Annotated in this window: 24 protein-coding genes; 9 read left to right on the top strand and 15 right to left on the bottom strand. The window is 62.4% G+C overall.

Annotated features, from left to right (window positions below; all coding sequences use genetic code 11):
* Nucleotides 1–5: 5 nt before the first annotated feature.
* From CEG14_RS20360 to CEG14_RS20295, 14 genes are all read right to left on the bottom strand, one after another.
* Nucleotides 6–1,355 carry an MmgE/PrpD family protein gene (locus CEG14_RS20360; RefSeq protein WP_094828192.1) on the bottom strand — a complete coding sequence of 450 codons (1,350 nt, stop codon included), beginning with the start codon at nt 1,353–1,355 and terminating at the stop codon, nt 6–8.
* Between the two features lie 22 nt (nt 1,356–1,377).
* The gene (locus CEG14_RS20355; protein WP_256985863.1) at nt 1,378–2,103 is read right to left on the bottom strand and encodes an SDR family NAD(P)-dependent oxidoreductase; all 726 of its coding nucleotides are present in this window, start codon (nt 2,101–2,103) and stop codon (nt 1,378–1,380) included.
* A 95-nt stretch (nt 2,104–2,198) separates the two neighbouring features.
* Nucleotides 2,199–3,176 (bottom strand): amidohydrolase family protein, encoded by a 978-nt coding sequence (locus tag CEG14_RS20350; RefSeq protein ID WP_094828190.1) that lies wholly within the window; start codon nt 3,174–3,176, stop codon nt 2,199–2,201.
* Nucleotides 3,173–4,138, bottom strand: coding sequence for a branched-chain amino acid ABC transporter permease (locus CEG14_RS20345; protein WP_094828189.1), 966 nt, complete (start codon nt 4,136–4,138; stop codon nt 3,173–3,175). Before CEG14_RS20345 ends, CEG14_RS20350 begins: the two co-directional genes overlap by 4 nt.
* Before the next feature lies 1 nt (nt 4,139).
* The gene (locus CEG14_RS20340; RefSeq protein WP_094828188.1) at nt 4,140–5,012 is read right to left on the bottom strand and encodes a branched-chain amino acid ABC transporter permease; all 873 of its coding nucleotides are present in this window, start codon (nt 5,010–5,012) and stop codon (nt 4,140–4,142) included.
* On the bottom strand, nt 5,009–5,743 hold the full coding sequence (locus CEG14_RS20335) for an ABC transporter ATP-binding protein (protein ID WP_094828187.1): 735 nt from the start codon (nt 5,741–5,743) through the stop codon (nt 5,009–5,011). The genes CEG14_RS20340 and CEG14_RS20335 overlap by 4 nt, the downstream gene beginning before the upstream one ends.
* Nucleotides 5,740–6,585 (bottom strand): ABC transporter ATP-binding protein, encoded by an 846-nt coding sequence (locus tag CEG14_RS20330; protein WP_256985862.1) that lies wholly within the window; start codon nt 6,583–6,585, stop codon nt 5,740–5,742. Before CEG14_RS20330 ends, CEG14_RS20335 begins: the two co-directional genes overlap by 4 nt.
* An 18-nt stretch (nt 6,586–6,603) precedes the next feature.
* Nucleotides 6,604–7,332 carry an SDR family oxidoreductase gene (locus tag CEG14_RS20325; protein ID WP_094828185.1) on the bottom strand — a complete coding sequence of 243 codons (729 nt, stop codon included), beginning with the start codon at nt 7,330–7,332 and terminating at the stop codon, nt 6,604–6,606.
* 36 nt (nt 7,333–7,368) lie between these two features.
* The gene (locus CEG14_RS20320; protein ID WP_094828184.1) at nt 7,369–8,358 is read right to left on the bottom strand and encodes a Bug family tripartite tricarboxylate transporter substrate binding protein; all 990 of its coding nucleotides are present in this window, start codon (nt 8,356–8,358) and stop codon (nt 7,369–7,371) included.
* Nucleotides 8,355–9,515, bottom strand: a complete 1,161-nt coding sequence (locus CEG14_RS20315) for an ABC transporter substrate-binding protein (protein ID WP_256985861.1) — start codon at nt 9,513–9,515, stop codon at nt 8,355–8,357. The genes CEG14_RS20320 and CEG14_RS20315 overlap by 4 nt, the downstream gene beginning before the upstream one ends.
* Before the next feature lie 144 nt (nt 9,516–9,659).
* Nucleotides 9,660–10,583 carry a 3-hydroxyacyl-CoA dehydrogenase family protein gene (locus tag CEG14_RS20310; RefSeq protein WP_094828183.1) on the bottom strand — a complete coding sequence of 308 codons (924 nt, stop codon included), beginning with the start codon at nt 10,581–10,583 and terminating at the stop codon, nt 9,660–9,662.
* Nucleotides 10,580–12,088, bottom strand: coding sequence for a flavin-containing monooxygenase (locus CEG14_RS20305; RefSeq protein ID WP_094828182.1), 1,509 nt, complete (start codon nt 12,086–12,088; stop codon nt 10,580–10,582). The genes CEG14_RS20310 and CEG14_RS20305 overlap by 4 nt, the downstream gene beginning before the upstream one ends.
* A gap of 12 nt (nt 12,089–12,100) precedes the next feature.
* A complete protein-coding gene (locus tag CEG14_RS20300; RefSeq protein ID WP_094828181.1) occupies nt 12,101–12,949 on the bottom strand; it encodes an alpha/beta fold hydrolase in 849 nt (282 codons plus the stop codon).
* A 32-nt stretch (nt 12,950–12,981) separates the two neighbouring features.
* Nucleotides 12,982–13,956 carry a Bug family tripartite tricarboxylate transporter substrate binding protein gene (locus tag CEG14_RS20295; protein ID WP_256985860.1) on the bottom strand — a complete coding sequence of 325 codons (975 nt, stop codon included), beginning with the start codon at nt 13,954–13,956 and terminating at the stop codon, nt 12,982–12,984.
* A gap of 1,057 nt (nt 13,957–15,013) precedes the next feature.
* On the opposite strand from CEG14_RS20295, the gene CEG14_RS20290 reads away from it, so the two are divergent.
* From CEG14_RS20290 to CEG14_RS20260, 7 genes are read left to right on the top strand one after another with little or no spacing between them, the layout of a single operon-like run.
* Nucleotides 15,014–15,400 (top strand): Zn-ribbon domain-containing OB-fold protein, encoded by a 387-nt coding sequence (locus CEG14_RS20290; protein WP_094828180.1) that lies wholly within the window; start codon nt 15,014–15,016, stop codon nt 15,398–15,400.
* The gene (locus tag CEG14_RS20285; protein ID WP_094828179.1) at nt 15,397–16,560 is read left to right on the top strand and encodes a thiolase; all 1,164 of its coding nucleotides are present in this window, start codon (nt 15,397–15,399) and stop codon (nt 16,558–16,560) included. The genes CEG14_RS20290 and CEG14_RS20285 overlap by 4 nt, the downstream gene beginning before the upstream one ends.
* Nucleotides 16,561–16,567: 7 nt before the next feature.
* Nucleotides 16,568–17,251: a 3-oxoacid CoA-transferase subunit A gene (locus CEG14_RS20280; protein WP_094828178.1), complete on the top strand. Its 684-nt coding sequence runs from the start codon at nt 16,568–16,570 to the stop codon at nt 17,249–17,251.
* Complete coding sequence (locus tag CEG14_RS20275; protein WP_094828177.1) at nt 17,248–17,910, top strand: 3-oxoacid CoA-transferase subunit B; 663 nt, start codon at nt 17,248–17,250, stop codon at nt 17,908–17,910. Before CEG14_RS20280 ends, CEG14_RS20275 begins: the two co-directional genes overlap by 4 nt.
* Entirely contained in the window at nt 17,900–19,087 is a 1,188-nt protein-coding gene (locus CEG14_RS20270) for an acyl-CoA dehydrogenase family protein (RefSeq protein WP_094828176.1), read from the top strand. The genes CEG14_RS20275 and CEG14_RS20270 overlap by 11 nt, the downstream gene beginning before the upstream one ends.
* Nucleotides 19,088–19,089: 2 nt before the next feature.
* Entirely contained in the window at nt 19,090–20,226 is a 1,137-nt protein-coding gene (locus CEG14_RS20265) for an acyl-CoA dehydrogenase family protein (protein WP_094828175.1), read from the top strand.
* Nucleotides 20,223–22,322: a 3-hydroxyacyl-CoA dehydrogenase NAD-binding domain-containing protein gene (locus CEG14_RS20260; protein ID WP_094828174.1), complete on the top strand. Its 2,100-nt coding sequence runs from the start codon at nt 20,223–20,225 to the stop codon at nt 22,320–22,322. Before CEG14_RS20265 ends, CEG14_RS20260 begins: the two co-directional genes overlap by 4 nt.
* 101 nt (nt 22,323–22,423) lie before the next feature.
* Here the strand turns inward: CEG14_RS20260 and CEG14_RS20255 are convergent, their stop codons facing one another.
* A complete protein-coding gene (locus CEG14_RS20255; protein ID WP_094828173.1) occupies nt 22,424–23,398 on the bottom strand; it encodes a Bug family tripartite tricarboxylate transporter substrate binding protein in 975 nt (324 codons plus the stop codon).
* A 273-nt stretch (nt 23,399–23,671) separates the two neighbouring features.
* Here CEG14_RS20255 and CEG14_RS20250 point away from each other — a divergent pair, with 273 nt between their 5' ends.
* Nucleotides 23,672–24,856, top strand: a complete 1,185-nt coding sequence (locus tag CEG14_RS20250) for a CaiB/BaiF CoA transferase family protein (protein WP_094828172.1) — start codon at nt 23,672–23,674, stop codon at nt 24,854–24,856.
* A gap of 17 nt (nt 24,857–24,873) precedes the next feature.
* A complete protein-coding gene (locus tag CEG14_RS20245) occupies nt 24,874–25,842 on the top strand; it encodes a Bug family tripartite tricarboxylate transporter substrate binding protein (RefSeq protein ID WP_094828305.1) in 969 nt (322 codons plus the stop codon).
* Nucleotides 25,843–25,852: the final 10 nt, after the last annotated feature.

Here is a 25,852-nt window from a genome sequence, read left to right as displayed (position 1 = left end):
CGACCTTAATGGTCGGTATATAGCACGTGTATGAGCGATTCCAAATCGAGGTGGGCGGATGGGACATTTTCGGTGCAAGCCACGAGTCTGCCGAACTTCTCATTCGCGGCAGGTAAGTTCCATTCCTGCGCCACTTCAGACGTCAGGCGCCACGTTTCGCCCCAATCCAGCCGGAATGGAGTCGCCGGCGCGAATCGTTGGCGGTGAACGTATCCGGCGCTGGTCTCCAGCTCCAACTCGCACGTCCACGGGGCGATTGATGGCGTTGGACGAACGCATATTTTGCGCGAAAGTTGATGCAGTTCTTCGCGCCGGGCCTGCTCCTGAAAGTCCGAGATTCGAGGTCTGCCGTGGACGAGTGTTGCAGCCAACATGAATGGTGCGCTCATGATGGCGCCTGCAGACGTTTCGAACGGACCGTGGAGCGCTACCCCTGGGTAGCCAGCGTCAGTTGGATTCATGAAGATGTCCAAGCGTTGGACGTCCTGGACCTTGATCGTCACGCCCATTACAAGGTCTCGCAGTGCCTGTACCGGAGCCTGATTGAAGGCGCAGCCGGGATAGGGTTTGAACACCATCTCCGGCGTGCGCCAGCCGGAGAGGTCGAGAGCAGGGGGTACACCCGCGTAGGCCCTGGCGAATCCGCTTGCCCCCTCAAGACAGAACTCGGCGCCGCTCAAGCCTTCCATCGCGAGCAACGCGGCATGCACGCCGTCCCGGCTTGTTTTGGCAATCTGCAGCCGCCACTCCTCAGAACCATCGATCCATGTCTGCAAGAGGCCGGACGCCATGTTGGTGGCAATGGACACGGAGGCCTGTGCTTGTCGGGCGGTTAATCCGAGGAGCGAGGAACAGGCCAGCGCGGCGCCCAGCGATCCATACAGCGACGAGGCGCGAAATCCTCGACGAGTGGTCTCGGCCGACAACGCCTGCGCGATTCGGGGGATGGACTCATAGCCCACTAGGACCGCGTCTAGTATGCGGCGCGGGGGAGCCTTGACTATGTCGGCTACTGCAAGCACTGCCGGTATGACGATGCAACCGATGTGCGTGACGACTTGGGGATGGGTGTCGTTCTGGCCGCGCGCCGTGATAAGCCCGGCATTGATGAAGGCGGCATCTGCTGCACTGCGGGTCCCGCGACCCCTGAATAAACGCGCGGGACCGTCCGCGTGGGCAATGGAGCGCAATACCATCCCGAGCTGGTCATTACTGTCGTCCACCGCAAGGCCCATGGTCAGGTTATACAGCAGGCAATTAGCGATCGCCTGCCGTGTGTCCGCGGGTGCCTGATCGAAACGCAGTGTCATAGCCCAGTTGGAGAGCTCACGGGCCAGCGAGTGTTGTTGAGTCATTGTCCGATTCCTAAGCCGCGGCTTATCCGTAACGGCCGCCGCTGATATGAACTACCTCGCCAGAAATAAAGCCCGCTTGGGCCGAGGCCAGAAACGCGACCAAAGCCGCAACCTCTTCGACGGTCCCGAACCTCTTGATTGGCATGCCAGCTTTGGATCGTTCTTCGATCCCCTTGAAATAGGGCAGTGCGCGCAGGCGCTCGGTCTCGATGATCCCCGGCGCGACCGCATTGACGGTTATGCCTTCGGGAGCCAGTTCGAGGGAAAGCGCTTTGGTCAGTCCGATAAGTCCGGCCTTTGCGGAGGAGTAATTGGCTTTGTTGACATCACCGAAATGCGCTCGTGAAGTGATATTGATAATGCGGCCGTACCGCTGTTCCCTGAGCATGGGTGCGACGGCACGTATCATGTTGAACGCGCCATTAAGTGTGACGTCCAGCACGCTCTGCCATTGATCATCCGTCATGCTGGACACGGGAGAGTCCTTGGAGAATCCCGCGCAATTGACCACGATGTGGAGGCCGCCGAGTTCCCTGGCTGCAATCTCCGCAGACTTCGCTACGCTGTCCGGCTTTGTCACGTCCACAGCGATGGCGAGTGCCTGGCCGCCGCCATCCGTAATTTCCAGCGCGGCCACGTCCGCTGACGCGCCGTCGCGGTCCAGTACGGCGACTCTGCAACCCTCCTGGGCCAAACCCCGTGCAATTGCTTTGCCGATGCCATTGGCTGCACCGGTCACCAATGCCACTTGTCCGTTAATTCCAAAATCCAAGATATCACCTCTTATGTACTAGACGGCGGCCACGATCTGCTCAGTGGGAAACGCCAAGATCCGAAAACGGGTCATTCCAACCCATAGCAATGCCGAGCGGTCTGGGAGAACAGCATGTCCTTCTCATCTTCGGTGTAGGACGAAGCGATGCGCTTGAACGCATTCCAGAGCGTGCGATAGTCGCAACGGCGCCGGTCGACCGGAAAGTTCGATTCGAACATGCAGCGATCCGCACCAAAGGCGCTGACGCATTCGTCAACGTATGGGCGATACGCCTCTGCTATCCGTTGGGATGTGAGGGGCCCCGTTTCGGAATCAAGCGGCAGGCCAAGCATGTGCATGCCCATCCCTCCCAGCTTGATGTAGACGTTTTCGCACCCGGCGACGGCTTGAAGTCCCGCTCGCCAGTCAGCGAACGCCTGATCTTTCAGGGACGAGAATGCGCCAATTCCCAGCGGAAGGCCGATGTGATTCAGGACAAAGCGCGTGTCATCATGCGTTCTAGCGATCGTCGCAAGTTCGCCCAGCTGAGTGTGATAGACCATGGCTTCAAAGGACAGGTCTCGAACGGCCAATTGTTGCAACGCCGCTCCGAACTCCGGGGTACTCATCATGCCGGGAGAGGTCGGATAGCCTTCGACCTGGAACTCCGGTCCGTCTGCCCAGGAGACAATGTGTCGTACCCCTTTGAAGCGGCCGCAGCCAGATGCGATATGGGCGTCCAACAGGGGTGCGATTCCGGCGCCACCGCGCATGTCTGCGTAGCCTACGATGCCCGCGCCGACCCGGACGGTAGACGCTTGCCCCTGGTTCGCGTGCGTTGCGTGGGCGATGGCCGTGGTCTCCAGCGCGGGGGAGTCCAGGGTGCCGTGCTTGTAACCCGTGCGACACTGTATAAAAACGGATTGCACGACGCGGTGCCCATCTTGTGCGTCACCCAGGAATTCATCGACCATGTACCGTGAGCCTGGACGGTCCCAAAGATGATGATGACAATCAATAATTTCCCTGGAAGGGTCGATGATTTCCTCTTGAGCTTCCGTATTCATGTCAGAGACCTTTTGGGTGCGGGGGAGCGCCGTGCAAAGAGTTTCGAGAAGGCAGAGAGGATGCCGCCGGGAAAGAACGCCAGCGTGATGACAATGACGGCACCAAGGAGAATCTTGTCGTAGTAGGCGCCCAAGGAAAACACCCGCTCCTGCGTCAGGATCAGTCCAATGGCGATCAATGGCCCCAACAATTGGCGCCGACCGAACAAGATGACTGCAGTCAACATGAGGATCAGGAAGTAGGTGTCCAGCACATCTGCGCTGACGTACGCGCGCTGGTAGGCATACAGCCATCCCGCGCTTGCCGTTATTGGCGCGGAAAGAATGAACACCTGCATCCGAACTCGCTCCGGGCGAATGCCGCTCATCAGCGCAAGTCGAGGATTCTGGTGGCTCATCAATGCCGCTTTCCCCAGCGAGGAGGCCCGAAACTTGGTGATCACGTACAGTGTCAGCGCGAGTAGTCCGAACGCGATCGGCCAAAGATCACGGTCCCCGCTGGCAGACCATGACCACTCCCCGAGGGAGACTTGCAGCGGTGGAATCCCCCGCAGGCCGTCTGAGCCTCCCAGCAACGTCCAGTTCTGTGCGACCGTCAGCGCGACAATTGCCATTGCGTAGGTGACTAGCGAGAACACGAACTCCCGCAAGTGCAACGTGGCCCAGCCGACCAGTGCGGCCAGCGATATGGAGATTGCGATGCCGGCGGCGAGTGTTGTCAATGGACCTGCGCCGAAGCTCGTGGATAAGTAGCCCGTCGCATAAGCGCCCGCCGCGAAAAATACCGTGTGCGCGAGGCTGACTTCGCCCAGATCGGAAACGACCATGTCCAGGCCGTACGCCATTACGGCGAAGATTGCGATCGTCACGAGCGTGCCGTTGAGGGAATCGCTGCTGCCGAAAAAGCCCGGCAGGAATGCGATGGCTGCTAGAGCAGCGATAAAGGATAGGCGTTGTTTCATGTCAGTGAGCCGATTTCGCTTGGTGCGTGGCCAAGCCGCCTGGACGCAGAACCAGAATCGCGACCAGAACAACGAATGCCGCCGTGGTGGTGTAGGCCGGAGATATGAAGGCGCCAAATAGAGCCGTGAATAGTCCAAGGCTCAATCCGGCGACATAGCCGCCCACGATGCTTCCCATTCCGCCCAGGACAACGACCACGAATGTCATGATGACCTCCTCGAAACCCATGGAGGTCAGGATCGGGGTGCGTGGAGCCACCAGACCCGCGGCCAGCGCGACGGCGGCGCCTTCGAACGCGAAGATCAGCAGGTAGACTGCACGAACGTTGATTCCCGCGAGCATGCTTAGTGGGGGGTCTTCCGCTACCATGCGGATGATTCGGCCGAGGGCCGTGCGATCAACGACCAGTTTTAGGCCGATGAAAACGGCTATGGCCGCCATCACGATAACCAGGTCCTGCCAGGTTAGGATAACGGTGGATATCTCCACATCCCTGAAAGACAGGGGCGTATCGAACATCTTGGCTGTCGACCCAAAAAACAGCGCTGCCGCGCCATGCAGAACATAGCCGAAGCCGAGCGTCATGATCATGATTGAAACGACATTCTTTTCGAGTGTGGCTTTCATCATGATCAGTTGCATGGCGATCCCGATAAGCGCTCCCGCCACAATGGACACAAGAATGGCGAGCGGGTAGGGGAGGCCGACGATGGCTGTGCACGCCCACGCGACGAACGCGGCGAGCATATAGATTTGGCCATGAGCAAAATTAACGGAACGCGCTACGCCGACGAGCACTGTCCATCCGACCGCGATCAACGCATAGGCATGGCCCAGAACTAGGCCGTTGATTATTTGCTGGGTGATGTTCATGCCGCTTCGACTCCAAGATATGCTTGCGCCACGCGCGGATCGTTGCGCAACACCTCGGTTGGCCCCTGAAGGGCAATGGCGCCCCGTTCCAGCACAACCATACGGTCCACGACTTGCACCGCTGCGCGTACGTTTTGCTCTGCCACCAGGACGGCGATCCCTTCGTCAGCGAGCTGCCGCATGGTTGCCAGGACCTGTTGCGTCAGCAATGGCGACAGCCCTATGGACGGCTCGTCAACCACGAGAAGCTGTGGCCCGAGCATCAGGGCCCGTCCTATTCCCAGCATTTGCCTTTCACCGCCCGACAATTCGGAGCCCAGGTGCGACCGCCGTTCCTCCAAGCGCGGGAACAGCTGATAAACCTCGGCGCGCGTGTATCGTCTGCCTTTGTTTTCGGTGGATAAGGCGAAAGAAGGGCTGGCCAGGTTGTCTTGTACTGAAAGAGAGGAGTAAACAAGCTTGCTTTCAGGCACCAGAAGAAGTCCCCGGCGTGCACGTTCGTGGGCAGCCAGTTCGCTGACGGTGGCGCCTGCGAACTGGATATGCGCCCTTACTTGGGGCGAACTGCGAGACCAGCCCGCAATGGCATTCACCAAGGTGGTCTTACCCGCCCCGTTGGCGCCCACGATCCCGACGATTTCTCCACTGTCGATGGAGAAGTTCGCGATATTCAGGACTTCATTTCCAACGTAAGAGACACATAACGAATCGACATGAAGCAACGGACTCATTGCGCTTTCCCCAGGTATGCCTCGATTACCCGGTGGTCCCTCTGTATTTCCGATGGGGAACCTTGCGCAATCTGCGTTCCGAGGTCCAGCACCACGATGCGGGTGGCGGTTTCCATAACCAGCTCCATATGGTGCTCGATCATCACGATAGCCACAGATTCGTTAAGGAGAGATCGCATCAATTGCTTGAGCGCCTGCATATCTTTCCCTCCCAGGCCGGCCGCGGGCTCGTCAAGCAGCAGAACCTTGGCGCCCAACCCATACGCCAATGCGATGGACAGCATCCGCTGGGTCCCATAAGGCAATTGCGACGGTTTCAGATCGTGCAATTCAAGAGGGATTGAGAATCGCTCGAGCGTCTCCGACGCCCTAGGGGTTGCTTCGCGCTTCATGCGGGAAGTCGAAAAGGGGTCGAAGATGGATCGCAGCAGGCCGGGCTGGGCATCCTTGCCGAGCACAGCAAGCATGTTGTCCAGAACGGACAGCTCATCAAAGAATGCGTTCTGTTGGAATGCGCGCTTGACGCCTACCCCACCCAAGCGGTCGGGCGAAAGGTGGGAAATATCCTGTCCGTCCAGTCGCACGGATCCGCGTCGCTGCACCATCGACGTAACAGCATCGAAGCAAGTGCTCTTTCCTGCGCCATTAGGTCCGATGATTCCCAGAAGTTCTCCGGGATACGCGCGCCAACTGACGCCGTCCAAGGCTTTGAGGGCACCGTAGTTAACGACCAAGCCTTCAACCTCAATGGCCGGAATGTGCGGCGTCATCGGGCGGCCTCGCATTTTATGGGAGGATCCTTCTACAGATGAGATGACTTTCGAGGGTGCGGCGATATTCAAGAAAGCCTCCCTGCGATTTCAAATGGACCCAAGGCCCACAGTCATCCCACCGCAGACGTAGATGACTTGGCCTGTGGTGAAGCCGGCAAGCCTGTGTGAAAAGAAGGCCACCGCATGCGCGATCTCTTCGGGTTCACCCAGACGTTGCACGGGTATTGACCTAAGGATCGTCTTGGTCTGCTCCGAATCTGGTGGATTTGCGGCTCTGAACATCTCCGTGGCAATCGGGCCCGGCCCGATGCAGTTGACGGTAATGCCGTGAGGGGCCAGTTCGAGCGCCCAGGTTCGCGTCATTCCGATGACGGCGGCTTTCGTGGCCGAGTAGGCAGTCCGCAGTTCCTTCCCGCGCGCGGCCCGGCTGGCGATGTTCACAATGCGTCCGTAGCCTCTGCGCTTCATCCCAGGAATGACTGTCTGAGCAAAGCGAAGCGCCGCGACGATGTTGAGATCTACGCTCGTTTGAAGATCTCCGAGCGTCACGTCTTCGACAGGTGAAAGCTTGACGATGGCGACGTTGTTAACGAGCACGTCCACGTTGAACTGCTCCCGGATATGCTCCAGAGCGCGTTCTCTGTCACCGGCGTCCAGCAGGTCGGCCTGTATGAAGGTTTCGGAACCAACAAGTTCGGCGGGGGGGCTGCGGTCAACCGTGACGATTTTGTAGCCGTCCGCAGCGAACCTTTGCACGGTGGCTCGGCCTATGCCATTGCTCGCACCGGTAACCAGTGCAGTGAGCTGTTGTTTCATGAAACTGTCCTTATTCCTGGATAAGCGTGCAAAGGTCTAGCGCCGGATGCCCGTCTCGGCAATTCGCTCGGTCCAGCGCGCGATCTCGGCATCAAGGAAGGCCTGATACTCAGTACGCGTGCCTCCAACCGGCTCCGCGCCCAGATCCTTCATCCGGCCGCGCACATCCTCCAGCTGTAAGGCGTGGCTCATCCCTTGATATAACCGTTCGATAACGCCTTCAGGCGTACCTTTCGGAACGAACAGACCTAGCCAGATCGGCACTTCGTTGCCTGGGTAGCCCGCTTCGGCGATGGTAGGAACGTCGGGGACCGCAGCAGAGCGTTTGGCGCTCAGGAGCGTGAGCATTCGGACTTTGCCGGCTTTCATCAGGGGAGCGGCGGCCGTAACGGACATGATGGCCACATCCAATCGGTCCGACAGCAGGTCACCCACCGCCTGGCTTTCCCCTTGATAAGGAATGTGATTGAGTTGGAGGCCTTGCTTCTTGGCAAGGTATTCCATGCTGACATGCAGCGGCCCGCCGACGCCGGTGGTCATGTACGAGATCTGCCCGGGTCGAGAGCGGGCTTCGCTAAGCAGGTCGTTTGCCGTCTTGAACGGGCTGGATGCGCTGACGACCCATCCGTAGTCATTGTCCGTTACGTGGCCAACGGGTTCAAAATCCTTCGCGGGGCTGTACGGGAGCGTCGGGTCCAGTGCGGGGACAACCATCATCGGACCCACGCCGCCGACCAGGACCGTATAGCCGTCGGCGGGTGCCTTTGCGGCGAGCGCGGCGCCGAGCGATCCTGCCGCGCCCGTCCTGTTCTCGATGATGACACTCTGGCCGAGATGTTTGGACATTGCGTCTCCGATTGTCCTGGCAGTGATGTCAGTGGAACCGCCTGCGGAAAACGGGACGATGAAACGTATCGGTTTGTTGGGGTAGCTCTGAGCGGACGCGAGGCCCGCCCAAGTGGCCATCATCGTCACCGCTCCAAGAATTGCCAGATGCCGCGCCTGATTGAGGAGTCGTCCTTTCATTCGGCACCTCCATTGTTCACCGCCAAGCGGCCATCCTTGGAGACAAATAGATAATGTGTCGTCTTCATTTGGCCATTCGGCTCGAAACTTACGTTTCCGAATATGGTGTTCTCGAAGCTTCCGCCACGAATGCGGTTGGCGAGTGCCTGACGATCCAGTGTCTTCAATTCGTTGGCGGCCATGGCCCACACCTGTAGAGAGAGGGCCGCAACTGCCATGAACTTGTCCGGCGTCGCGCCTGCCTCGTCCTTAAGACGGGCTACAAATTGAGTGTTGGCCGGGTAGCTGACAAAGGGCTCAACGTCGGGAATGTAGATCTCTGCTCCGACCACTCCATCTGCAGCTCGGCCGGCGACCTTGGCGACGCTGGGGGAGTAGATGCCGGCAGGCGTCACAAGGGTGGCCGTCAGACGAGCCCGCTTGGCCTGCTGAATGAGGGCAGGGAGTCCAGCGCCGGAGTTGGCGTTGATGAGCACCACGGCATCCGGTTTGGCCGATGCGACCGTGGTCAAGGCGATGCGGAAGTCGACCTGGTTGAAGGGAAACTTCTCCGCCGCAACGGTCTCGTAGGTATGCCCGCGTTTTTTCAGACCATCTTCGATTGACGCTTGAGCACCCGCACCGTAGGTGTCGTTTTGTGTGAGGAAGGCGATCCGTTTGGCCTTTAGCGCATTGGCAAGATACTCTGCAATTACAGCCCCGTCCTGTTCGTTCGAACTATTCAAACGGATCGCAAGGGGATTCGCCGGACTGGAAAGTATCGTGTCCGCCTTCGCATTGGCAGTGATATCCAGAATATTCGCGCGGGCGAAGACCGGCTGCGTGGCCAGCGTGACCGTGCTTGAGTAGCCCTCAATGACGACCGCCACCTTTTCGGAAACAAGTTCGCTCGCCCGGGAGATTCCCACCGCGGGCGTGGACTCATCGTCCCGCGCCAGGATCTGGATGGGGCGGCCCAGGACGCCGCCTGATTCGTTGATCAGTGAAGCCATTGCGTTCACTGCCTTGATGACATCCTGACCTTGCGGACCGGAGCCCCCGCTAAGCGGGAACAGCGCTCCTACCTTGATCGGTTCCGCTGCTATAGATGCTGTGGCCAGAACGGCACTCGTGAACGCCAGTGCGAGTCTTCCAATTAGTCCGTTGATGACAGACACGATGGTCTCCTTAATGGTTTTTTTGTGTCTTGAAATTTAGATTGAGGGCAGCCGTCGATAACGCGCCGGGACGAATCCTCCCTTGGATACTCGCGTTAGCCGCGAGATCCATCCCGGCAATGTGAGAACAACTTTCCGCCAGCGTCAGTGGCTGGCCGTGAGCGACTGCATGGCCATCAGGTGCTTGAGAAGACGTTCCTCCGCTTCCTTTCGCTCACCTTCGCGCCATTCGAAGATTCCGCTCCCCGTTTTGGCTCCCTTTCTCCCGTCCGCAACAAGTTTCCGGATGAGGGCCGGCGTCCTTCTGGCATCAGATAGACTAGGCGCTAGATAGTCGAGAATGGCTTCGACCAGGTCCAGGCCGATGTAATCCGAGTTGCGCAGAGGGCCTACTGCGGCAATACGACGGCCAAAGGTATGCCGCGCGACCAGGTCGACCGTCTCTGCAGAGCAGATGCCTTCGTCCACGATGTGGGCCGCCTCGCGGACCAATGCGAACTGCATCCGGTTTCCGACAAATCCTGGCGCGTCCTTGAAGACATCCACCGGTAGCTTGCCCGCATCAAGCAGCCACTGCGTGACTCGCGCCGCAGCCCCCTCGCCAGTCTGCTCACCTCGCACGACCTCGACGACGGGGATCAGATAGGGCGGATTCCACCAGTGCGTACCGACTATGCGGTGCGGATTCCGGGCATTCAAGGCAATTTCGGTAATGCGCAGCACCGAGGTGTTACTGGCGATGATGCAATCAGGATTCGCTTCGTCGATCTGGCGGATCAAGTTTTGCTTGAGCTCCAGTCGTTCGGGCGCAGCCTCGACCACGAGGTCGCATCCGCGAACACATTCGGCCAAGGTGGAAGAAAGCGTGATTTCGCCTTTAGGCGTCTCGCCGAGCTGTTCCAGATGCTCAGCTATCCTGCGCGGCACGTCGGTGAGTGCCATCTGGTCCGGATCCCAGATGGAAACCCCGAAACCTGCTTGGGAGAACACCTGGGCAATGCCATGTCCCATAAGGCCAGCGCCGAGGACGGCGACATGCGTGGATGCGCTGCGAGTACCCCGGTTCATGCCTTCTCCAGGGCCATGGCAGGCCGCAGGTTATAGCCATCGGTACGGAAGGAACCGTTTTCCTTGCGGAATTGCGACATGAAATCCGGCCATAGCGCCGTCAATTTGCCGCTGGACGGATGGAGGTACCAACTGCTGCAACCTCCCGACACCCACACGGTCCCCTGGCTTCGAGTTTGGATGCTATCGGTATACGCCTGCTCGGCTTGCGCATTGGGATCCAGTACGACTTCCTGCTCCAGAACGTAATTCGCGGCCTCTCGGATGTAGTTGATCTGCGTTTCAATCATGAAGATCATGGACCCCGCTCCCAGCCCAGTGTTGGGTCCAAGCATGAAGAAGAAGTTCGGGAAGCCTGCCATCGTGGTGCACGCGAACGCGTGCCCACCGTCCTTCCATTTGTGCGCCAAACTTTGATTGCCGACTCCTTGGATTACCTCCGCGATCGGGAGCTCGGTCGCTTCGAAGCCCGTAGCGACGACCAACAGGTCGAGTTCAACTCTCTCGCCGCTTGTCAGCACTACGCCTGTTTCGTCAATGCTAGCGATACCCGCCGTTTCCAAATCCACGTTGGGTCGCATCAGGGTAGGGTAGTAATCGTTCGAGATCAGAATTCGCTTGCAGCCGATGGCGTAATGGGGCGTGAGCTTGGTCCGAAGCGCTTCATCGGGAACCTGGGCCTGCAGGTGATTGACGGCCATGCCGCGGATCATTTCGATGAATGCCGGCACCTGGCGGCGCTGGGGAAATCGTGACTCATTCCCCCAGAACAGTTCGTCGCGCAGCTCCTGCATGGATTCTGGGAATCGCTCGAACATTCCCTGCTCGGCCGGACTGTAAACGTGGTCACGGCGAGGAATGACGTATGGGGCGGAGCGCTGGAATACTGTCAGATGCGAGGCGCTACGGGCGAGTTCGGGAACGATCTGTATTGCAGATGCGCCGGTCCCAATCACACCTACGCGCTTTCCCGACCAATCGTATGAATGGTCCCACTTTGCAGAATGAAAGATATCTCCCTTGAAGCTGCAGATTCCCGGAATGTCTGGATAGGAAGGGTCTGAAAGATGTCCGGCCGCGGAAATCAGAACGGGAGCTTCGAACACTCCGACGGAAGTTTTCACGACCCAAATTCCACGATCTTCATCCCAAGCTGCGCGCTCCACGTTGGCGCCGAATCGCACGTGCGGAAGAATGTTTTCTTCCTGGGCGGTACGCCGCAGGTAGTCCAGAATCTCGGGTTGTGGTGCGTAGACGCGACTCCATCGCGGGTTCGGCTTGAAGGAATAGGAGTACAGATGAGATTGGATGTCGCACGCCGCGCCGGGATAGGTGTTATCACGCCACGTTCCGCCTACATCGGTCGCGCGCTCAAGCACGATGAAGTCGTGCTTATTTTCGCGTTTGAGGCCTACGGCCATTCCCAGGCCAGAAAAGCCGGACCCGATGATCAGTACCGAGGTCTGGGTGAGCAAGTTTTCGGTTTGTGTCGTTGAAGCGTTCATGGAAGGTAAACCTCAGGCGTGGGCATTCTGAAATACGTGTCCGGCAGGCTGGGCGGCCGGATTCTGAACAAATTCGTCGATCATCGTGAACAGCTCGGCAGGACGTTCATGGACGACGCCATGGCCGCAGTAGATTTCCGCGAATCGACTATCGGCGATGCCGCCGAACAGCATCCTGGCGTGTCGCATCGGTGTCGTGAGGTCCAGCGTGCATCCGACCACAAGCGACGGCACGCCGATGGCACCGAGGTCTCGGCTGATATCCACGTTCAGGTTGAAGGCCATCTTCTTGGAGCGGTCGGGACCGGTTCGGACCGCGTCGACAAGCGCCTTGAGCTCACTTTCGTTTTTCGCATTCAGGAACGGCTGACTGTAGTTTGCGAATACGGAGAATTCCGCAATTGCGTCATGCTTGCTCTCATACAGGCTGCGCCATATTGTGTTGCGCAGGCGCTGCTGATTGTCGGTCTTCACCCAGCCGCACACCAGCGTAAGAGATCGAACCGCTGCGCCATGCTGGGCGGCATACAGCGCAGCGATGACGGCACCGAAGGAATAACCGACCAGGTGCACGGGTTCACCCTGATCAGCCGCACTGACAACGGCGTGTACCTGGCGAACGTACGTCTCCGCCTCGGGCGTCGCATCCTCGGGATCGACGAAGTCCAGGGCCACGACCCGGTGACGGAGCGACAGCATCGGATACAGCGCCCAGAAATTGTTCTGGGCAGAGCCTGCAGTGCCGTGAAGCAAAACGATGGTGCCACGCCCCTTCTTTTCGGGATCGGAGTCGTAGTAGTCGATCTTGACTCCGTCCGGGGTAGACGTGGATAGGCTCTTTACGTTGGTGTTGAAAGGCATGTGATGTAGAGCACCTGAACGGTAGCTTTGGGCTAGTTGGAGAAATTGACGACCTTGGCGACTGCGATGATGTTCTGCTGCTCCACCTGGACCTGCCGAGTGAGGTCTTCAGGATGGCCGCCAAGCGGACGTGCGCCGAACCCGGCAATGCGTTGAATCACTGCAGGATCCTGGAGGACCTTGTTGATCGCGGCGTTGAGTTTCAGCACGGTTTCCGGTGGCGTTTTCGCCGGCGCGGCTATGCAGAACCATACGGACACTTCATAGTCGGAGAGGCCGGCTTCCTGCAGCGTAGGAACATCAGGAAGTTCCGGAGATCGCTCTTTCGATGTAACGGCCAACGCCCGAATCTGGCCTGCTTGAACGAGCTTCAGCGCCGACGAGATTTGGTCAATGCTGTAATCAATGTTGCCGCCAGCCAAGTCCACCAGCATCGGCGAGCTTCCCTTGTAGGGGATGTGAGCGGCCTTGATCTTGGACTGTAGATTGAACAGCTCGCTTGAGACGTGACCGCTGGAACCTACCCCAGGGCTGCCGAAACTGAGGTCCTTCTTTCCGGCAAGGGCAACGAGGTCAGCCACGCTATTGACGGGAAGCTCCTTGCGGACCATCAACACATTGGGTAGTGCGGCCACGAGTGCTACATGAGAGAAGGCCGTCAGAGGGTCGTAGTTCAGGTTGCTGTAGACGTACTTGTTGACAATCATGGGGCCAGGTGTTCCCAGCATGAGCGTGAGCCCATCCGCTTTGGCGCGAAGCACGTTAGTGGCGCCCAGATTGCCATTTGCGCCTGCGAGGTTCTCGACAATGACGCTTACGCCGAGCTCTTTGCGCAGCCCGTCGGCCATCATCCGGCCCAGAATGTCCGTGGTGCCACCGGGGGAAAAGGGTACGACGAGCCGAATTACGGATTCCGGGGCGGGCCACGTGCTGGCGAGGGCATTGGAGAACTTTGCGCCCATTACGCACATTGCCATATAGATCCCGGCTTGGCGCCTCGTGATCATTGCTGTCTCCTGAGTTTTGATGTTAGCGACCTTGTTTCAGGTCCTTCTTCTTTGCGCCCGCAAGAGTTTTCTCTTGTCTTTGCGCGGGATCAATTCTTCAGGGAATGAAGACGGCTTACCACGTCAATTTCACGATTTGTTCAATATGTGAATATTGAGACCCGGCTGACTGGACCGGCGTAGGGAGCCGCATTGAACGCTTGACCGGTGTCGCGTTAGACGTTTCGACCAGTATGAGTTCGAGTTCACTGGAAGGCTCGGGCTATAGACTCTGTTGTCGAGTGATAGGCGTAGCCGTCCGGCGCCGTTGACGCTGCTGAGCCACGCCTGCGTCGGAGTCGTGGGCGCCAATCTCTAACGCCTTCCGGTATGGCGCTAAGGCGACATGGGCGTCGCGATCGTGCCGGATTTTCTGCTGCATATCGGCATCAAGGGCGTTGCGTTCCGGGAGATCGAAACAAGGATCGACTCGCGTGTCTAATGCGTGATTTCGCGATCTGCCAATGTCCAGCTTGGGAAGGAAATTCTGAAGTTGGCACGTGTGCACATCAAACCGGGTAAAGTTCTTGAGCCGATCGCTACGCGCACTTGTCCGCGCCCGCACAACGCCGCGACGCCGCACCGAACAGGAGGGCCGACTGCGGTAGCGAGGTCTTCAATCCCGGAATCACGAAGGTGATGCCGATGATGAGGGCGTCGAGCACGTTGATGAAGAACGTGCTGTAGGGATATTGCGTGCCGTCCCGGCGAGGTGGAATTTATGGACGTCCCGCCCGTAACCGGGACTGATCGACCGTGAGAGGCGACATCAGCGCTCGCGTGCGGTTTCGAAAGCGCCAATTGCATTACGCGGCGCATGAACCTCGCAGGACATGAGTTCACTGCTTTTCCTCTGGGCCTGGCCTCGATTCGAATCTCACCAATGGCGACTTCGAATCTTTCGGATGGTCGTGCGAGGCCGCCAATCCTAGAATGGTTCGCCAATCTTCGCCGGCCTCTTGCGCGGCGGGCATACCTTGAACCGGAGACTGCTGCCCATCGGGCAGCGTGGGAACGCATGTCGCATACCAGCAGTGAAGCGGCCGGCAGCGCCGATCGCGAATACTTTGAGTTCCTGGCTGACGGCCAGTTCATGATCCCCCTATGCCAGGCCTGCAACCGGCACCATTTCTTTCCCCGTGTGATCTGCCCACATTGCGGCGCCGACAGCCTACGATGGGTATCGCCCAGCGGCCAGGGCACGGTCTACGCCACCACGACGGTGCGCGGCAAGAACGGCTCACACAATGTCTGCTTGGTTGATCTGGACGAGGGCCCTCGCCTGATGAGCACCGTCGTCGATACGGACAGCGAGCGCGTTGCCATCGGGCTGCGCGTGCGTGCCCGCGTGGCGCGCCAGGATGGCCAGCCGCTGCTGGTGTTCTCAGCGACGGAGGCGCCATGACCAGGAAGAGCTATCGAGGCGCGATCGCTGTGCTGGGTACCGGCATGGCGGGATTGGGCGATTGCGGCGGCCGCACCGAGCAGGAGATCATCGCGCAGGCGGCGCACCACGCGGTGGCCGCCAGCGGACTGAAGATGGCACAGATCGACGGCATCATTACGTCCAGCCTGACGTCGCCGTGGTGGGTCATGCGCATGGCCGAGTACTTGGGTATCCGGCCATCGTTCTCGGATAGCACCATGTTCGGCGGTTCGTCGTTCATCGCCGACCTGAAGGTCGCCGCGATGGCCATCGACGCCGGGCTGTGCGAGAACGTGCTCGTTTGCTACGGCGCCAACCCGCGCAGCGTGCCCAGCAGCAGCCAGATCAACCAGATGCGCGCCGCACTGGATCCCCAGCCCTACGAGCATCCGTACAAGCCCTTCAATCCCGTTTCCAGTTATGCGCTGGCCGCATCGCGGCACATGTACCAGTACGGCACCACGCGTCGGCAACTGGCCGAGGTGGCGGTGGCCGCCCGGCGGTGGGCGCAGCTAAATCCGCAGGCCTTCTCGCGCAAACCGCTGACGGTTGAGGACGTGCTGGCTTCTCCGCTCGTGTCCGACCCTCTGAGCGTGCGCGATTGCTGCCTGGTGACGGACGGCGCCGGCGCCTACGTGGCCACGCGCGCGGACCGGGCCCGCGGCCTGCACGAGCGGCCGATCTACGTGCTGGGATCGGGGCACGCGCATTGGCACCGACAGATCTCGTGCATGCCAGACCTGACGGTGACCCCTGCCGTGGACTCGGGCCGGGACGCGTTCGCCGAGGCGGGGCTGGGCCCCTCGGACGTCGACCTAGTGCAGCTGTACGACGCCTTCACCATCAACCCGATCCTGTTCTTGGAAGACCTGGGCTTTTGCGCCAAGGGCGAGGGCGGCGCGTTCGTCAGTGGCGGCCGTATCGCGCCCGGCGGCGATTTTCCCATGAACACCAACGGTGGCGGCCTGTCGTTTGGCCATCCGGGCATGTACAGCATCTTCCTGGTGATCGAGGCGGTGGCGCAATTGCGCCGGGAGGCCGGCGAGCGGCAGGTGGAGCGTGCCGACGTCGCGCTGGTGCATGGCAATGGCGGCGTGCTGTCCAGCCAGGCGACAGCCATTCTTTCGCATAGCGTGTGAGGCGGACATGGACAAGATAGTGGAGTCGCCCGCACGGGCGCTGGCGGACGTGCCCGATGGCGCGACCGTGTTGATCAGCGGTTTCGGCCTGGCCGGGCAGCCGGTCGAATTGATCGATGCCCTGGTGGAGCAGGGCGCGCGCGACCTGACGGTGGTGTGCAACAACAGCGGCACCGGCGACGCGGGCCTGGCCCGCATGATCCGGCTGGGACGGGTACGCAAGCTGATCGCATCGTATCCGCGTGGAGCCGAGTCGCAGGCCTTCGAGTCTGCCTTCGCCGAGGGGCGCATCCAGTACGAGTGCGTGCCGCAGGGCACCTTGGCAGAACGGTTGAGGGCCGCCGGCGCCGGACTGGGTGGCTTCTTCACGCCCACGGGCTACGGCACGCTGCTGGCCGAAGGCAAGGAGACGCGCATGATCGACGGCGTGGGCCATGTGTTCGAGAAACCGTTGCGCGCGGATTATGCGCTGGTGAAGGCCTATCGGGCGGACCCGCTGGGCAACGTGATGTATCGCAAGGCGGGCCGCAACTTCGGTCCCCTGATGTGCATGGCGGGCCGCACGGCCATCGTGCAGGTGCATACCGTCGGACAGGCGGGCAAGCTGGACCCGGAGCACATCGTCACGCCGGGCATTTTTGTGCAGCGCGTGGTGCAGGTGCCCGATGCCTGGTATGGAGCGCAATCATGATCGAACGGTTCACACGAAACGAAATGGCGCGCCGCGCCGCGCGGGACATTCCCGCAGGTTCCTACGTCAACCTGGGTATCGGCATGCCGGTGATGGCGCTGGATCACTGGCGGCCCGAGGATGGCATCACGGTGCACAGCGAGAACGGCATCCTCGGTATGCGCGCCCGCACGGCGGATGACCCCGTCGACCCCGACCTGACCAACGCCAGCAAGACCAGCGTGGCGCTGGCGGTGGGCGGCAGCTTCTTCCATCACGCGGACTCGTTCGCGATGATGCGGGGCGGGCATCTGGATTACTGCATCCTGGGCGCCTACCAGGTGTCGGAGCGCGGCGACCTGGCCAACTGGTCGCTGGGCGATACGCGCCTGGCCGCCGCGGTGGGCGGCGCGATGGATCTGGCGGTGGGCGCCAAGCGTGTGCACGTACTGATGGAGCACACCTCGCGCGATGGCCGTCCGCGCCTGAAGCGCGTGTGCGACCTGCCGCTGACCGGCGCGGCCTGCGTCGACCGTGTCTACACCGACCTGGCGACGCTGGACGTGACGCCCGAGGGCTTCGTCGTGCGTGGCATGGCGCCCGGCCTGACGCGCCAGGCCTTGCAGGACGCTACCGAGGCGCCGTTGCAATTCGCGCTGGAGGTGGGCGATGGCGGTTGATCTGGCTGCGTTCCGTCAGGACGTGCGGGATTTCCTCCACGAGCGCCTGCCCGCGGACCTGCGTCGCAAGGTGATGGATCACCAGCGCCTGGACAAGCAGGACCTGCTGCGCTGGCATCACATCCTGCGCGAGCAGGGCTGGGTGGCGCCCAGCTGGCCGGCGGAGCACGGCGGCGTGGCGTGGAGCATCGAGCAACGCGATGTCTTCGACGAAGAGAGCGCGCTGGCCGGCGCGCCCGAGACCGTGCCCTTCGGGTTGCGCATGGTCGGCCCGGTGATCATGGCCTATGGTTCCGATTGGCAGAAGCGGCATTTCCTGCCGCGTATCCTCAGCGGCGAGGACTGGTGGTGCCAGGGCTATTCCGAGCCGGGATCGGGATCGGACCTGGCGTCCTTGAAGACGTCCGCCAGGCAGGAGAGCGACGTGCTGGTCGTCAATGGCCAGAAGACCTGGACCACGTATGCGCAGTATGCGGACATGATGTTCTGCCTGGTGCGTACCGACCCGGGGGCCAAGCCGCAGGAGGGCATCTCGTTCGTGCTGGTGGACATGCGCGGTCCCGGCGTGTCGGTGCGGCCGATCGAGACGCTGGATGGCGGCCACGAGATCAACGAGGTGTTCCTGGACGAGGTGGCCGTGCCGCGCTCGCACTGGATCGGCGAGTTGAACCAGGGCTGGACATACGCGAAGTATCTGCTGTCGCACGAGCGCTTCGGCGCCGCGCGGGTGGGGCGGGCCAAGCGCGAGCTTGCCCATTTGCGCCGTTATGCCACCGAGCGCCTGGTCGATGGAAGGCCGCTGGCCGACGATCCGCTGCATGCCAGCCGGCTGGCGGAACTCGAGATCGACACGCTGGCGCTGGAGCAGACCAACCTGCGGCTGATCGCGCGGACGCAGCGCGGCGCAGGGCACGGCGCCGAGGCGTCGATGTTGAAGCTGATGGGGTCCAACCTGGCGCAGGCGATTTCGCGGATGCAGGCCGACATGGCCGGCATGCACGGACTGGCCTATTGTTCCGCGGCGCTGGAGCGCACATACATGGACGGTGAACCCACGCTGGAAGAGGCCTTGCAGGCCATACCGGGGTTCTATCTGAACCTGCGCAAGATATCGATCTATGGTGGCACGGACGAAGTGCAGAAGAACATCATCGCCAAGTCGGGCCTGGAGGCATAACCGTGCAAAGAGACCTGACCGAAGACCAGCGCCTGCTGGATGACGCGGTGGCGCGCTACGTGTCGCAGGAGTATCCGGCCGTGGGCCAGCCGCGTGGCGCCTGCGACCCCACGGCCGATCCGGTCGATTCGGCGCATTGGCAGGCGTTCGCCGGCATGGGCCTGATCGGGTTGGGCCTGCCGGAATCGGCGGGCGGCATGGGGGCAGGGCTGACCGACGTCTGCGTGGTGATGCAGCGGCTCGGATATGCCCAGGTGACCGAGCCGTACGACATCAGTGCGCTGCTGTGCGGCCAGCTGCTGGCCCTGTTGCCTGCGGCAGATCGTGCCCAGGCCTTGCTGGCGGCGCTGGCCGAAGGCCGCGCGGCACCCGTTCTGGCGCATACCGAAGCGCATTCCGACGCCTCGCTGGACGATGTGCGGACCCTGGCCCGGCGCGACGGCGATGGCTGGGTGCTGGACGGCGCGAAGTGCCGGATTGCCCATGGCGCCGGCGCGGCGCATCTGCTGGTGACCGCCCGTACCGATGACGGCGTGGCGGTCTTCCTGGTGGATGGCGCGGCGCAAGGACTCGCCCGGCGCGGACAGGCCGGGCTGGACGGGCGCAGTTACGCGGATCTGCGCTTCTCCGGCTGCCAGGTGCCGGCCGATGCGTGCCTGGGCCTGGCGGGACAGGCGCTGGCGCATGCGGCGGACCTGGCACGCATCGGCCTGTGCGCCGAAGCCGTGGGATCGATGCAGGCCCTGTTGGACAGCACACGCGGTTATCTGGAAACCCGCAAACAGTTCGGCAAGCCCCTGATCGCGTTCCAGGCCTTGCAGCATCGGCTGGTCGACATGCTGCTGTTGCTGGAACAGTCGCGCTCGCTGATGTGGCGGGCGGCATCGGCAGCCCAGGCCGGCGATCCGTCGTGCGCCCGGCTGGCCTCGGCGGCCAAGTACAAGTGCGGCCAGGCTGGCCGCCATATCGGGCAGCAGAGCATCCATCTGCATGGCGGCATGGGCATGACGCAGGAACTTGGCGTCGGCCGCCACGTGAAGCGCCTGATGGCGATCGACTACACGCTGGGCGATGCGCACCATCATCTCAACCGCTACCAGCGCCTGGCGCCGGCGGCAACTTTGCAGGATCTTCCATGACCGACAGCACTGAACGCCGGTCGACCATGCTGTCGACCACCGTACGCTACGAGACGCACAATGCCGTTGCCGTCCTGTTCCTGGACAACCCGCCCGTCAACGGGCTGGGCGATACGGTGCGGGCGGGCCTGTACGAGGGCCTGGCGCGCGCGCAGGCGGACGCGGCCATCGTGGCCGTGGTCGTCATCGGCGAAGGCAGGGCCTTTTGCGGCGGCGCCGACATCCGCCAGTTCAACACGCCCGCGGCAACGGCCCGCCCCATGCTGCGGGACGTGATCGCCGCCATCGAGGCATCGGACAAGCCCGTCGTGGCGGCCATCCAGGGCTTTGCCCTGGGCGGCGGCCTGGAGCTGGCGCTGGGCTGCCATTACCGGCTGGCGCTGGACGGCGCCCGCCTGGGGCTGCCCGAGGTCAACCTCGGATTGGTGCCTGGCGGAGGCGGCACGCAGCGTTTGCCACGCGTGATGGACGTGGCGCGTGCGCTGGAGATGATCCAGTCGGGCAAGCCCATCGACGCGGGCCGTGCCCGGCAGGCCGGCCTGGTCGACGAGGTGGTGCAGGACGACCTGTTGGGCAACGCCCTGCGATATGCGATCCGCTGCGCCGCCCATGCCCGCCACCCGGTCGCCGGCCAGCGGGCGGTGCGGGGCGACGTGGACTTCGCGCAGGCGCGCGCCAAGGTCAACGCTCGTGCCCGCAATGCCCTGGCGCAGCGCGCGGCCATCGATTGCGTCGAGGCGGCGACGCGCCTGCCCCTGCAGGCGGGCCTGGATGAAGAGCGCCGGCATTTCGATGCCCTGGTCGCCGGAGACACGTCCAAGGCGCTGCGTCATCTGTTCTTCGCCGAAAAGGAAGCCGCGCGGGTGATCGGCGGCGCCAGGCCGGGCGAGATCGCGCGCGTCGGCATCCTGGGCGCGGGCACCATGGGCGGCGGCATCGCCATGGCGTTCGCCAATGCGGGCTGCGAGGTCGTGCTGTACGAACGCGACCAGGCGGCGCTGGACCGGGGGCTGGCGCTGATCCGCAAGAACTACGAGATCACCGCCGCCAAGGGCAAGCTCGATGCAGTGGGCGTGGAGGCCAGGCTGGCGCGCATCGCGCCCAGCCTGGATGTCGGCGACCTGAAGACCGTGGACCTGGCCATCGAGGCCGTGTTCGAGGACATGGCCGTCAAGCAGGCGGTGTTCCGTCAACTGGACGAGGTCTGCAAGCCGGGCGCGATCCTGGCTACCAACACGTCGCGCCTGAACATCGACGAGATCGCCGCCGTCACCCGCCGTCCCGAGGCCGTGATCGGCCTGCATTTCTTCAGCCCGGCCAATGTGATGAAGCTGCTGGAGGTGGTGCGCGGCCAGGCCACCGGCGCGGACACGATCGCCACCTGCATGGCCATGGCGCAGAAGATCGGCAAGATTCCGGTGCTGGTGCGCGTGTGCGAGGGCTTCGTCGGCAACCGCATGCTGACGGGCTATTGGCGCGAAGCCGGCTTCCTGCTGGAAGAGGGCGCGTCCGTCCGGCAGATCGACGACGCGATGACGCGCTTCGGCATGGCGATGGGTCCCCTGGCCATGGCGGACCTAGCGGGCATGGACATCAACTGGGCCACCCGCAAGCGCCTGGCGCCCACGCGGCCGGCGCATCTGCGTTATTCGAAGGTGGCCGACCGCATCTGCGAGCAGGGGCGTTTCGGGCAGAAGACGGGTGGCGGCTACTACCGCTACGAGGCGGGCAGCCGGCAGCCGCTGCATGATCCGGTCGTCGACGGCCTCATCGAGCAATGCGCGCGCGAGGCCGGTATCGAGCGCCGGTCCGTCACCGACGACGAGATCGTGTCGCGCTGCGTGCTGGCGCTGGTGAACGAAGGCGCGCGCATCATCGACGAGGGCATCGTGCAGCGAGCCTCCGACGTGGACGTGGTCTACGTGCACGGCTACGGGTTTCCGGGCGCACGGGGCGGTCCCATGTTCCATGCCCAGACGTTGGGTATTTCAGAGACGCTGGCTCGCATACAGGCCCTGCAGCACGAGCACGGCGAACACTGGACACCCGCGCCCTTGCTGCTGAAGCTGGCCGAGCAAGGCGCGAAATCGTTCTGATGCCCCATGTGGGAAAGCCGCCGGCGGGAGGTCTAGCCTCCCGCCGGCGGCTTTTTCTCAGGAGATCCAAAAGAGCCCGGCTGCGCGCCGGGCCTTTGCGGTCACTTGACCTTCACGCCCGTCGTCTGCACCACCTTCTTCCACTTGGCCGTTTCTCGCGCCACGAAGTCAGCGGCCTGCTGCGGCGTCATGCGGCCCAGGGTCTCGCTGTTCTGCGCCGTCAGGCGCTCCACCATCTCGGGCGAATTCATGATTTCGTTGGTGGCCGCGTTGAGCTTGGCGATGATGGCCGGGTCGGTGCCGGCGGGGGCGTAGAACCCCAGCCAGGTGTAGACGTCCAGGCCCTTGACGCCGGACTCTGCGAACGTAGGCAGGTTGGGGAACAGCTTGCTGCGCTCGGCGCTGACGGTGCCGATGGGTCGCAACTGACCCGACTTGATGAACGCCGCGACGCTCATCGAGTCCTGCACGGCGACTTTCAATTCGCCCGAGACCACCGCGTTGGTGGCGGGTGAGGCGCCCTTGTAGGGGATGTGCTCCATCGGGATGCCGGTGATCTTCTTCAGCCACTCGCCGCCCAGGTGGGTGGAGCCGCCGAAGCCCGCCGACCCGTACGGCACGCCTTTCTGCTGCTTGCCCCAGGCCAGGAACTCCTTGATGTCGTGCACGGGCAGGCCCGCGTTGACGACCAGCAGGTTCGGCGCGCGCGCCAGGATGGAGATGGTGGCGACGTCCTTGATGGGGTCGTAGTGGACCTTGTCGTTGACGGCGGGGCCGATGACGTGGCCGGTGGCGCTGATCAGCAGCGTGTAGCCGTCGTTCTTCTGGCGGGCCACCATTTCGGTGCCGACCTGGCCGGCGGCGCCGGGACGGTTCTCGACCACGAAGGTCTGGCCCAGCTTCTTGCCCAGTTCGGCGCTCAGCATGCGGGCCACGATGTCGGTCATGCCGCCAGGCGCGAACGAGACGACGACGGTGACGGGGCGGGTGGGGTAATCGGCGAACGCCGGCGCCGAGGCCAGCGTACCGATGAACGCGGCGCAGAGCGCGGCACGGCGAAAGAGCTTGCGGGTCATGCTGTCTCCAGATCTTTGATTAGTCGCTTGCGTAACGGCGCGGCGCTTCGGGGCGCGCGTCACCGTTGCCCGACGAGTATGGAGGCGCGGTTTTGGGGACTCAATCAGGAAAATTCGAACGCTGGCTTCGTGTGTCTCAAACGCGAGGCAGCCGTCTCTGGGGCGGGTGGGGCTGCTTGAATCCTCGCGAACGCTGCGTTCGAAACATTCGACTCCTCGCCCGGACATGCCGCTGACATAATTTTTCGCATACCCCGAAAATCCGGAGACAACATGCTTCACAACGCTTTGCGCAGCGTAAAGGTCGTCGACCTCTCGCGCATCCTGGCAGGCCCCTGGTGTACCCAAAACCTGGCCGACATGGGGGCGGACGTAATCAAGATCGAGCATCCCGAGCGCGGCGACGATACCCGCGGCTGGGGACCGCCTGACCAGATCGCACCCGATGGCCAAGACCGCATGTCGGCCTATTTCATGGCCTGCAACCGCGGCAAGCGCTCGGTGGCCATCGACTTCGCCAGCGAGCAGGGCCAAGCCCGGATCCGCGAGCTGGTGGCCGATGCCGACGTGTTCGTCGAGAACTACAAGGCGGGTGGACTGGCCAAGTACGGCCTGGACTACACCGCGCTGTCCGAGATCAATCCACGGCTGGTATACCTGTCCATCACGGGTTATGGCCAGGATGGCCCGCTGGCGGCCAAACCGGGTTACGACTACGTGTTCCAGGGCATGGGCGGGCTGATGAGCTATACGGGCCAGCCCGACGGCACGCCGGGCGCTGGCCCCTTGCGCACGGGCGTGGCCGTGGTTGACCTGATGACCGGCATGTATGCGACCTCGGCCGTGTTGGCGGCGCTGCGCCAGCGAGACCAGACGGGGCGGGGCATGTCGCTGGACATCTGCCTGCTGGACGTGGCGGTGGCGCTGAACGCCAACCAGGCAGCGAACTACCTGGTGTCCGGCCAGGTGCCGCAACGTACCGGCAACGCCCATCCCAACTGCGCGCCGTACGAGGTCTTCGCCTGCGCCGATGGCCACCTGATCCTGGCGATCGGCAACGACGGCCAGTTCACGAAATTCTGCGGCGTCGTCCAACAGCCGCATTGGGCCAGCGATGCGCGCTTTCGCACCAACAGCGCGCGGCTAGTCAACATGGCGATCCTGCGTCCTCTGATCGCCGAGGTGTTGGCGCGCGAGGCCCGCATCCGCTGGACCGATGCGTTCGACGCGGCGGGCGTGCCCTGGGGGCCGATCCACACGCTGGACGAGGTGTTCGCGCATCCACAGGTCAAGCACAGGCAACTGCTGCAAGAAGCGACGCATCCGGTGCTGGGCCCGGTCAGGCTGGTACGCAATCCCTTGTTGGCTGGCACGCCCGCGCAATCGCTGGGCAGCGCGCCGCCCCTGCTAGGCGAGCACACCGGCGCCGTGCTGGCGGACGCGACGAAGAATCGATAACCACACTGGAGACTGCAATAAAAATCATCCATCACGCCCTGGCCGCGTTGCTGGCCTGCGCGGCCTTGCCTGCTGCCGCCGCCGGCTATCCCGACAAACCCATCCGCCTGGTCGTGCCCTATGCCGTGGGCGGCACCACCGACATCGTCGCCCGCGTGGTCGGCAACAAGCTGGGCATGGTGCTGGGCCAGTCGGTCATCATCGAGAACCGGCCTGGCGCGGGCGGCAACATCGGTTCGGCCTTTGCGGCCCGCCAGCCCGCCGACGGTTATACGCTGGTCATGGCGGTAGAGAGTTCGCACGCCGTGAATCCCAACGTGTATGTCAAGCAGGCCTACGACCCGGTCAAGGACTTCGCGCCGATCAGCAACCTGGCCGACGTGCCCAATGTGCTGGTGGTCAATCCCGAACTGCCTGTTAAGGACATCGGCGCCTTCCTGGCCCTGCTGAAGGCCTCGCCGGACAAGTACGCGTTCGGTTCATCCGGCAACGGCGGGCTGAGCCACATGAACGGCGAACTGTTCATGCAGACCACGGGCACGCGCATGCTGCACGTGCCGTACAAGGGACTGGGCCCGGCGCTGAACGACCTGGTGGCCGGCCAGGTGCAGGTGGTCTTCGACAACATTCCTTCGTCCTATCCGTTGATGCAGGCGCAGCGCATCCGACCGCTGGCGGTGGCCGCCCAGCAGCGCCTGAAGGTGCTGCCCGACGTGCCGACGTACGCGGAAGCGGGGCTGCCCGCCATGAACAATCCCTCGTGGTTCGGGCTGGCCGCGCCCGCCGGTACGCCGGACGCCGTGCTGGACAAGCTGAACGCCGCGGTGAAGGAAACGCTGGCCGACCCCGCCACCATCGAGGCCATCGAGAAGCAGGGCGCCATTCCCGCCTACATGCCGCGCAAGGTCTTCGGCCAGTTGATCGCCGAGTCGTATGGCCACTGGGGCAAGGTGGTCGAGGACATCAAGTTCGAAAAGATGAACTAGGAGATTGGAT

The sequence above is a fragment of the Bordetella genomosp. 1 genome (assembly GCF_002261335.1).
In the GTDB taxonomy this organism is placed as follows: Bacteria; Pseudomonadota; Gammaproteobacteria; order Burkholderiales; family Burkholderiaceae_B; genus Bordetella.
This window is presented reverse-complemented; position numbering and strand designations above follow the sequence as displayed.

What these genes read in the sequence shown, in the direction of transcription:
- CEG14_RS20260 (WP_094828174.1), top strand. Translation starts at nt 20,223, where the DNA reads ATGACCGACAGCACTGAACGCCGGTCGACCATGCTGTCGACCACCGTA.
- CEG14_RS20360 (WP_094828192.1), bottom strand. Translation starts at nt 1,355, where the DNA reads ATGACTCAACAACACTCGCTGGCCCGTGAGCTCTCCAACTGGGCTATG.
- CEG14_RS20350 (WP_094828190.1), bottom strand. Translation starts at nt 3,176, where the DNA reads ATGAATACGGAAGCTCAAGAGGAAATCATCGACCCTTCCAGGGAAATT.
- CEG14_RS20255 (WP_094828173.1), bottom strand. Translation starts at nt 23,398, where the DNA reads ATGACCCGCAAGCTCTTTCGCCGTGCCGCGCTCTGCGCCGCGTTCATC.
- CEG14_RS20295 (WP_256985860.1), bottom strand. Translation starts at nt 13,956, where the DNA reads ATGATCACGAGGCGCCAAGCCGGGATCTATATGGCAATGTGCGTAATG.
- CEG14_RS20280 (WP_094828178.1), top strand. Translation starts at nt 16,568, where the DNA reads ATGGACAAGATAGTGGAGTCGCCCGCACGGGCGCTGGCGGACGTGCCC.
- CEG14_RS20300 (WP_094828181.1), bottom strand. Translation starts at nt 12,949, where the DNA reads ATGCCTTTCAACACCAACGTAAAGAGCCTATCCACGTCTACCCCGGAC.
- CEG14_RS20320 (WP_094828184.1), bottom strand. Translation starts at nt 8,358, where the DNA reads ATGAAAGGACGACTCCTCAATCAGGCGCGGCATCTGGCAATTCTTGGA.
- CEG14_RS20335 (WP_094828187.1), bottom strand. Translation starts at nt 5,743, where the DNA reads ATGAGTCCGTTGCTTCATGTCGATTCGTTATGTGTCTCTTACGTTGGA.
- CEG14_RS20340 (WP_094828188.1), bottom strand. Translation starts at nt 5,012, where the DNA reads ATGAACATCACCCAGCAAATAATCAACGGCCTAGTTCTGGGCCATGCC.
- CEG14_RS20310 (WP_094828183.1), bottom strand. Translation starts at nt 10,583, where the DNA reads ATGAACCGGGGTACTCGCAGCGCATCCACGCATGTCGCCGTCCTCGGC.
- CEG14_RS20345 (WP_094828189.1), bottom strand. Translation starts at nt 4,138, where the DNA reads ATGAAACAACGCCTATCCTTTATCGCTGCTCTAGCAGCCATCGCATTC.
- CEG14_RS20275 (WP_094828177.1), top strand. Translation starts at nt 17,248, where the DNA reads ATGATCGAACGGTTCACACGAAACGAAATGGCGCGCCGCGCCGCGCGG.
- CEG14_RS20270 (WP_094828176.1), top strand. Translation starts at nt 17,900, where the DNA reads ATGGCGGTTGATCTGGCTGCGTTCCGTCAGGACGTGCGGGATTTCCTC.
- CEG14_RS20285 (WP_094828179.1), top strand. Translation starts at nt 15,397, where the DNA reads ATGACCAGGAAGAGCTATCGAGGCGCGATCGCTGTGCTGGGTACCGGC.
- CEG14_RS20250 (WP_094828172.1), top strand. Translation starts at nt 23,672, where the DNA reads ATGCTTCACAACGCTTTGCGCAGCGTAAAGGTCGTCGACCTCTCGCGC.
- CEG14_RS20305 (WP_094828182.1), bottom strand. Translation starts at nt 12,088, where the DNA reads ATGAACGCTTCAACGACACAAACCGAAAACTTGCTCACCCAGACCTCG.
- CEG14_RS20325 (WP_094828185.1), bottom strand. Translation starts at nt 7,332, where the DNA reads ATGAAACAACAGCTCACTGCACTGGTTACCGGTGCGAGCAATGGCATA.
- CEG14_RS20290 (WP_094828180.1), top strand. Translation starts at nt 15,014, where the DNA reads ATGTCGCATACCAGCAGTGAAGCGGCCGGCAGCGCCGATCGCGAATAC.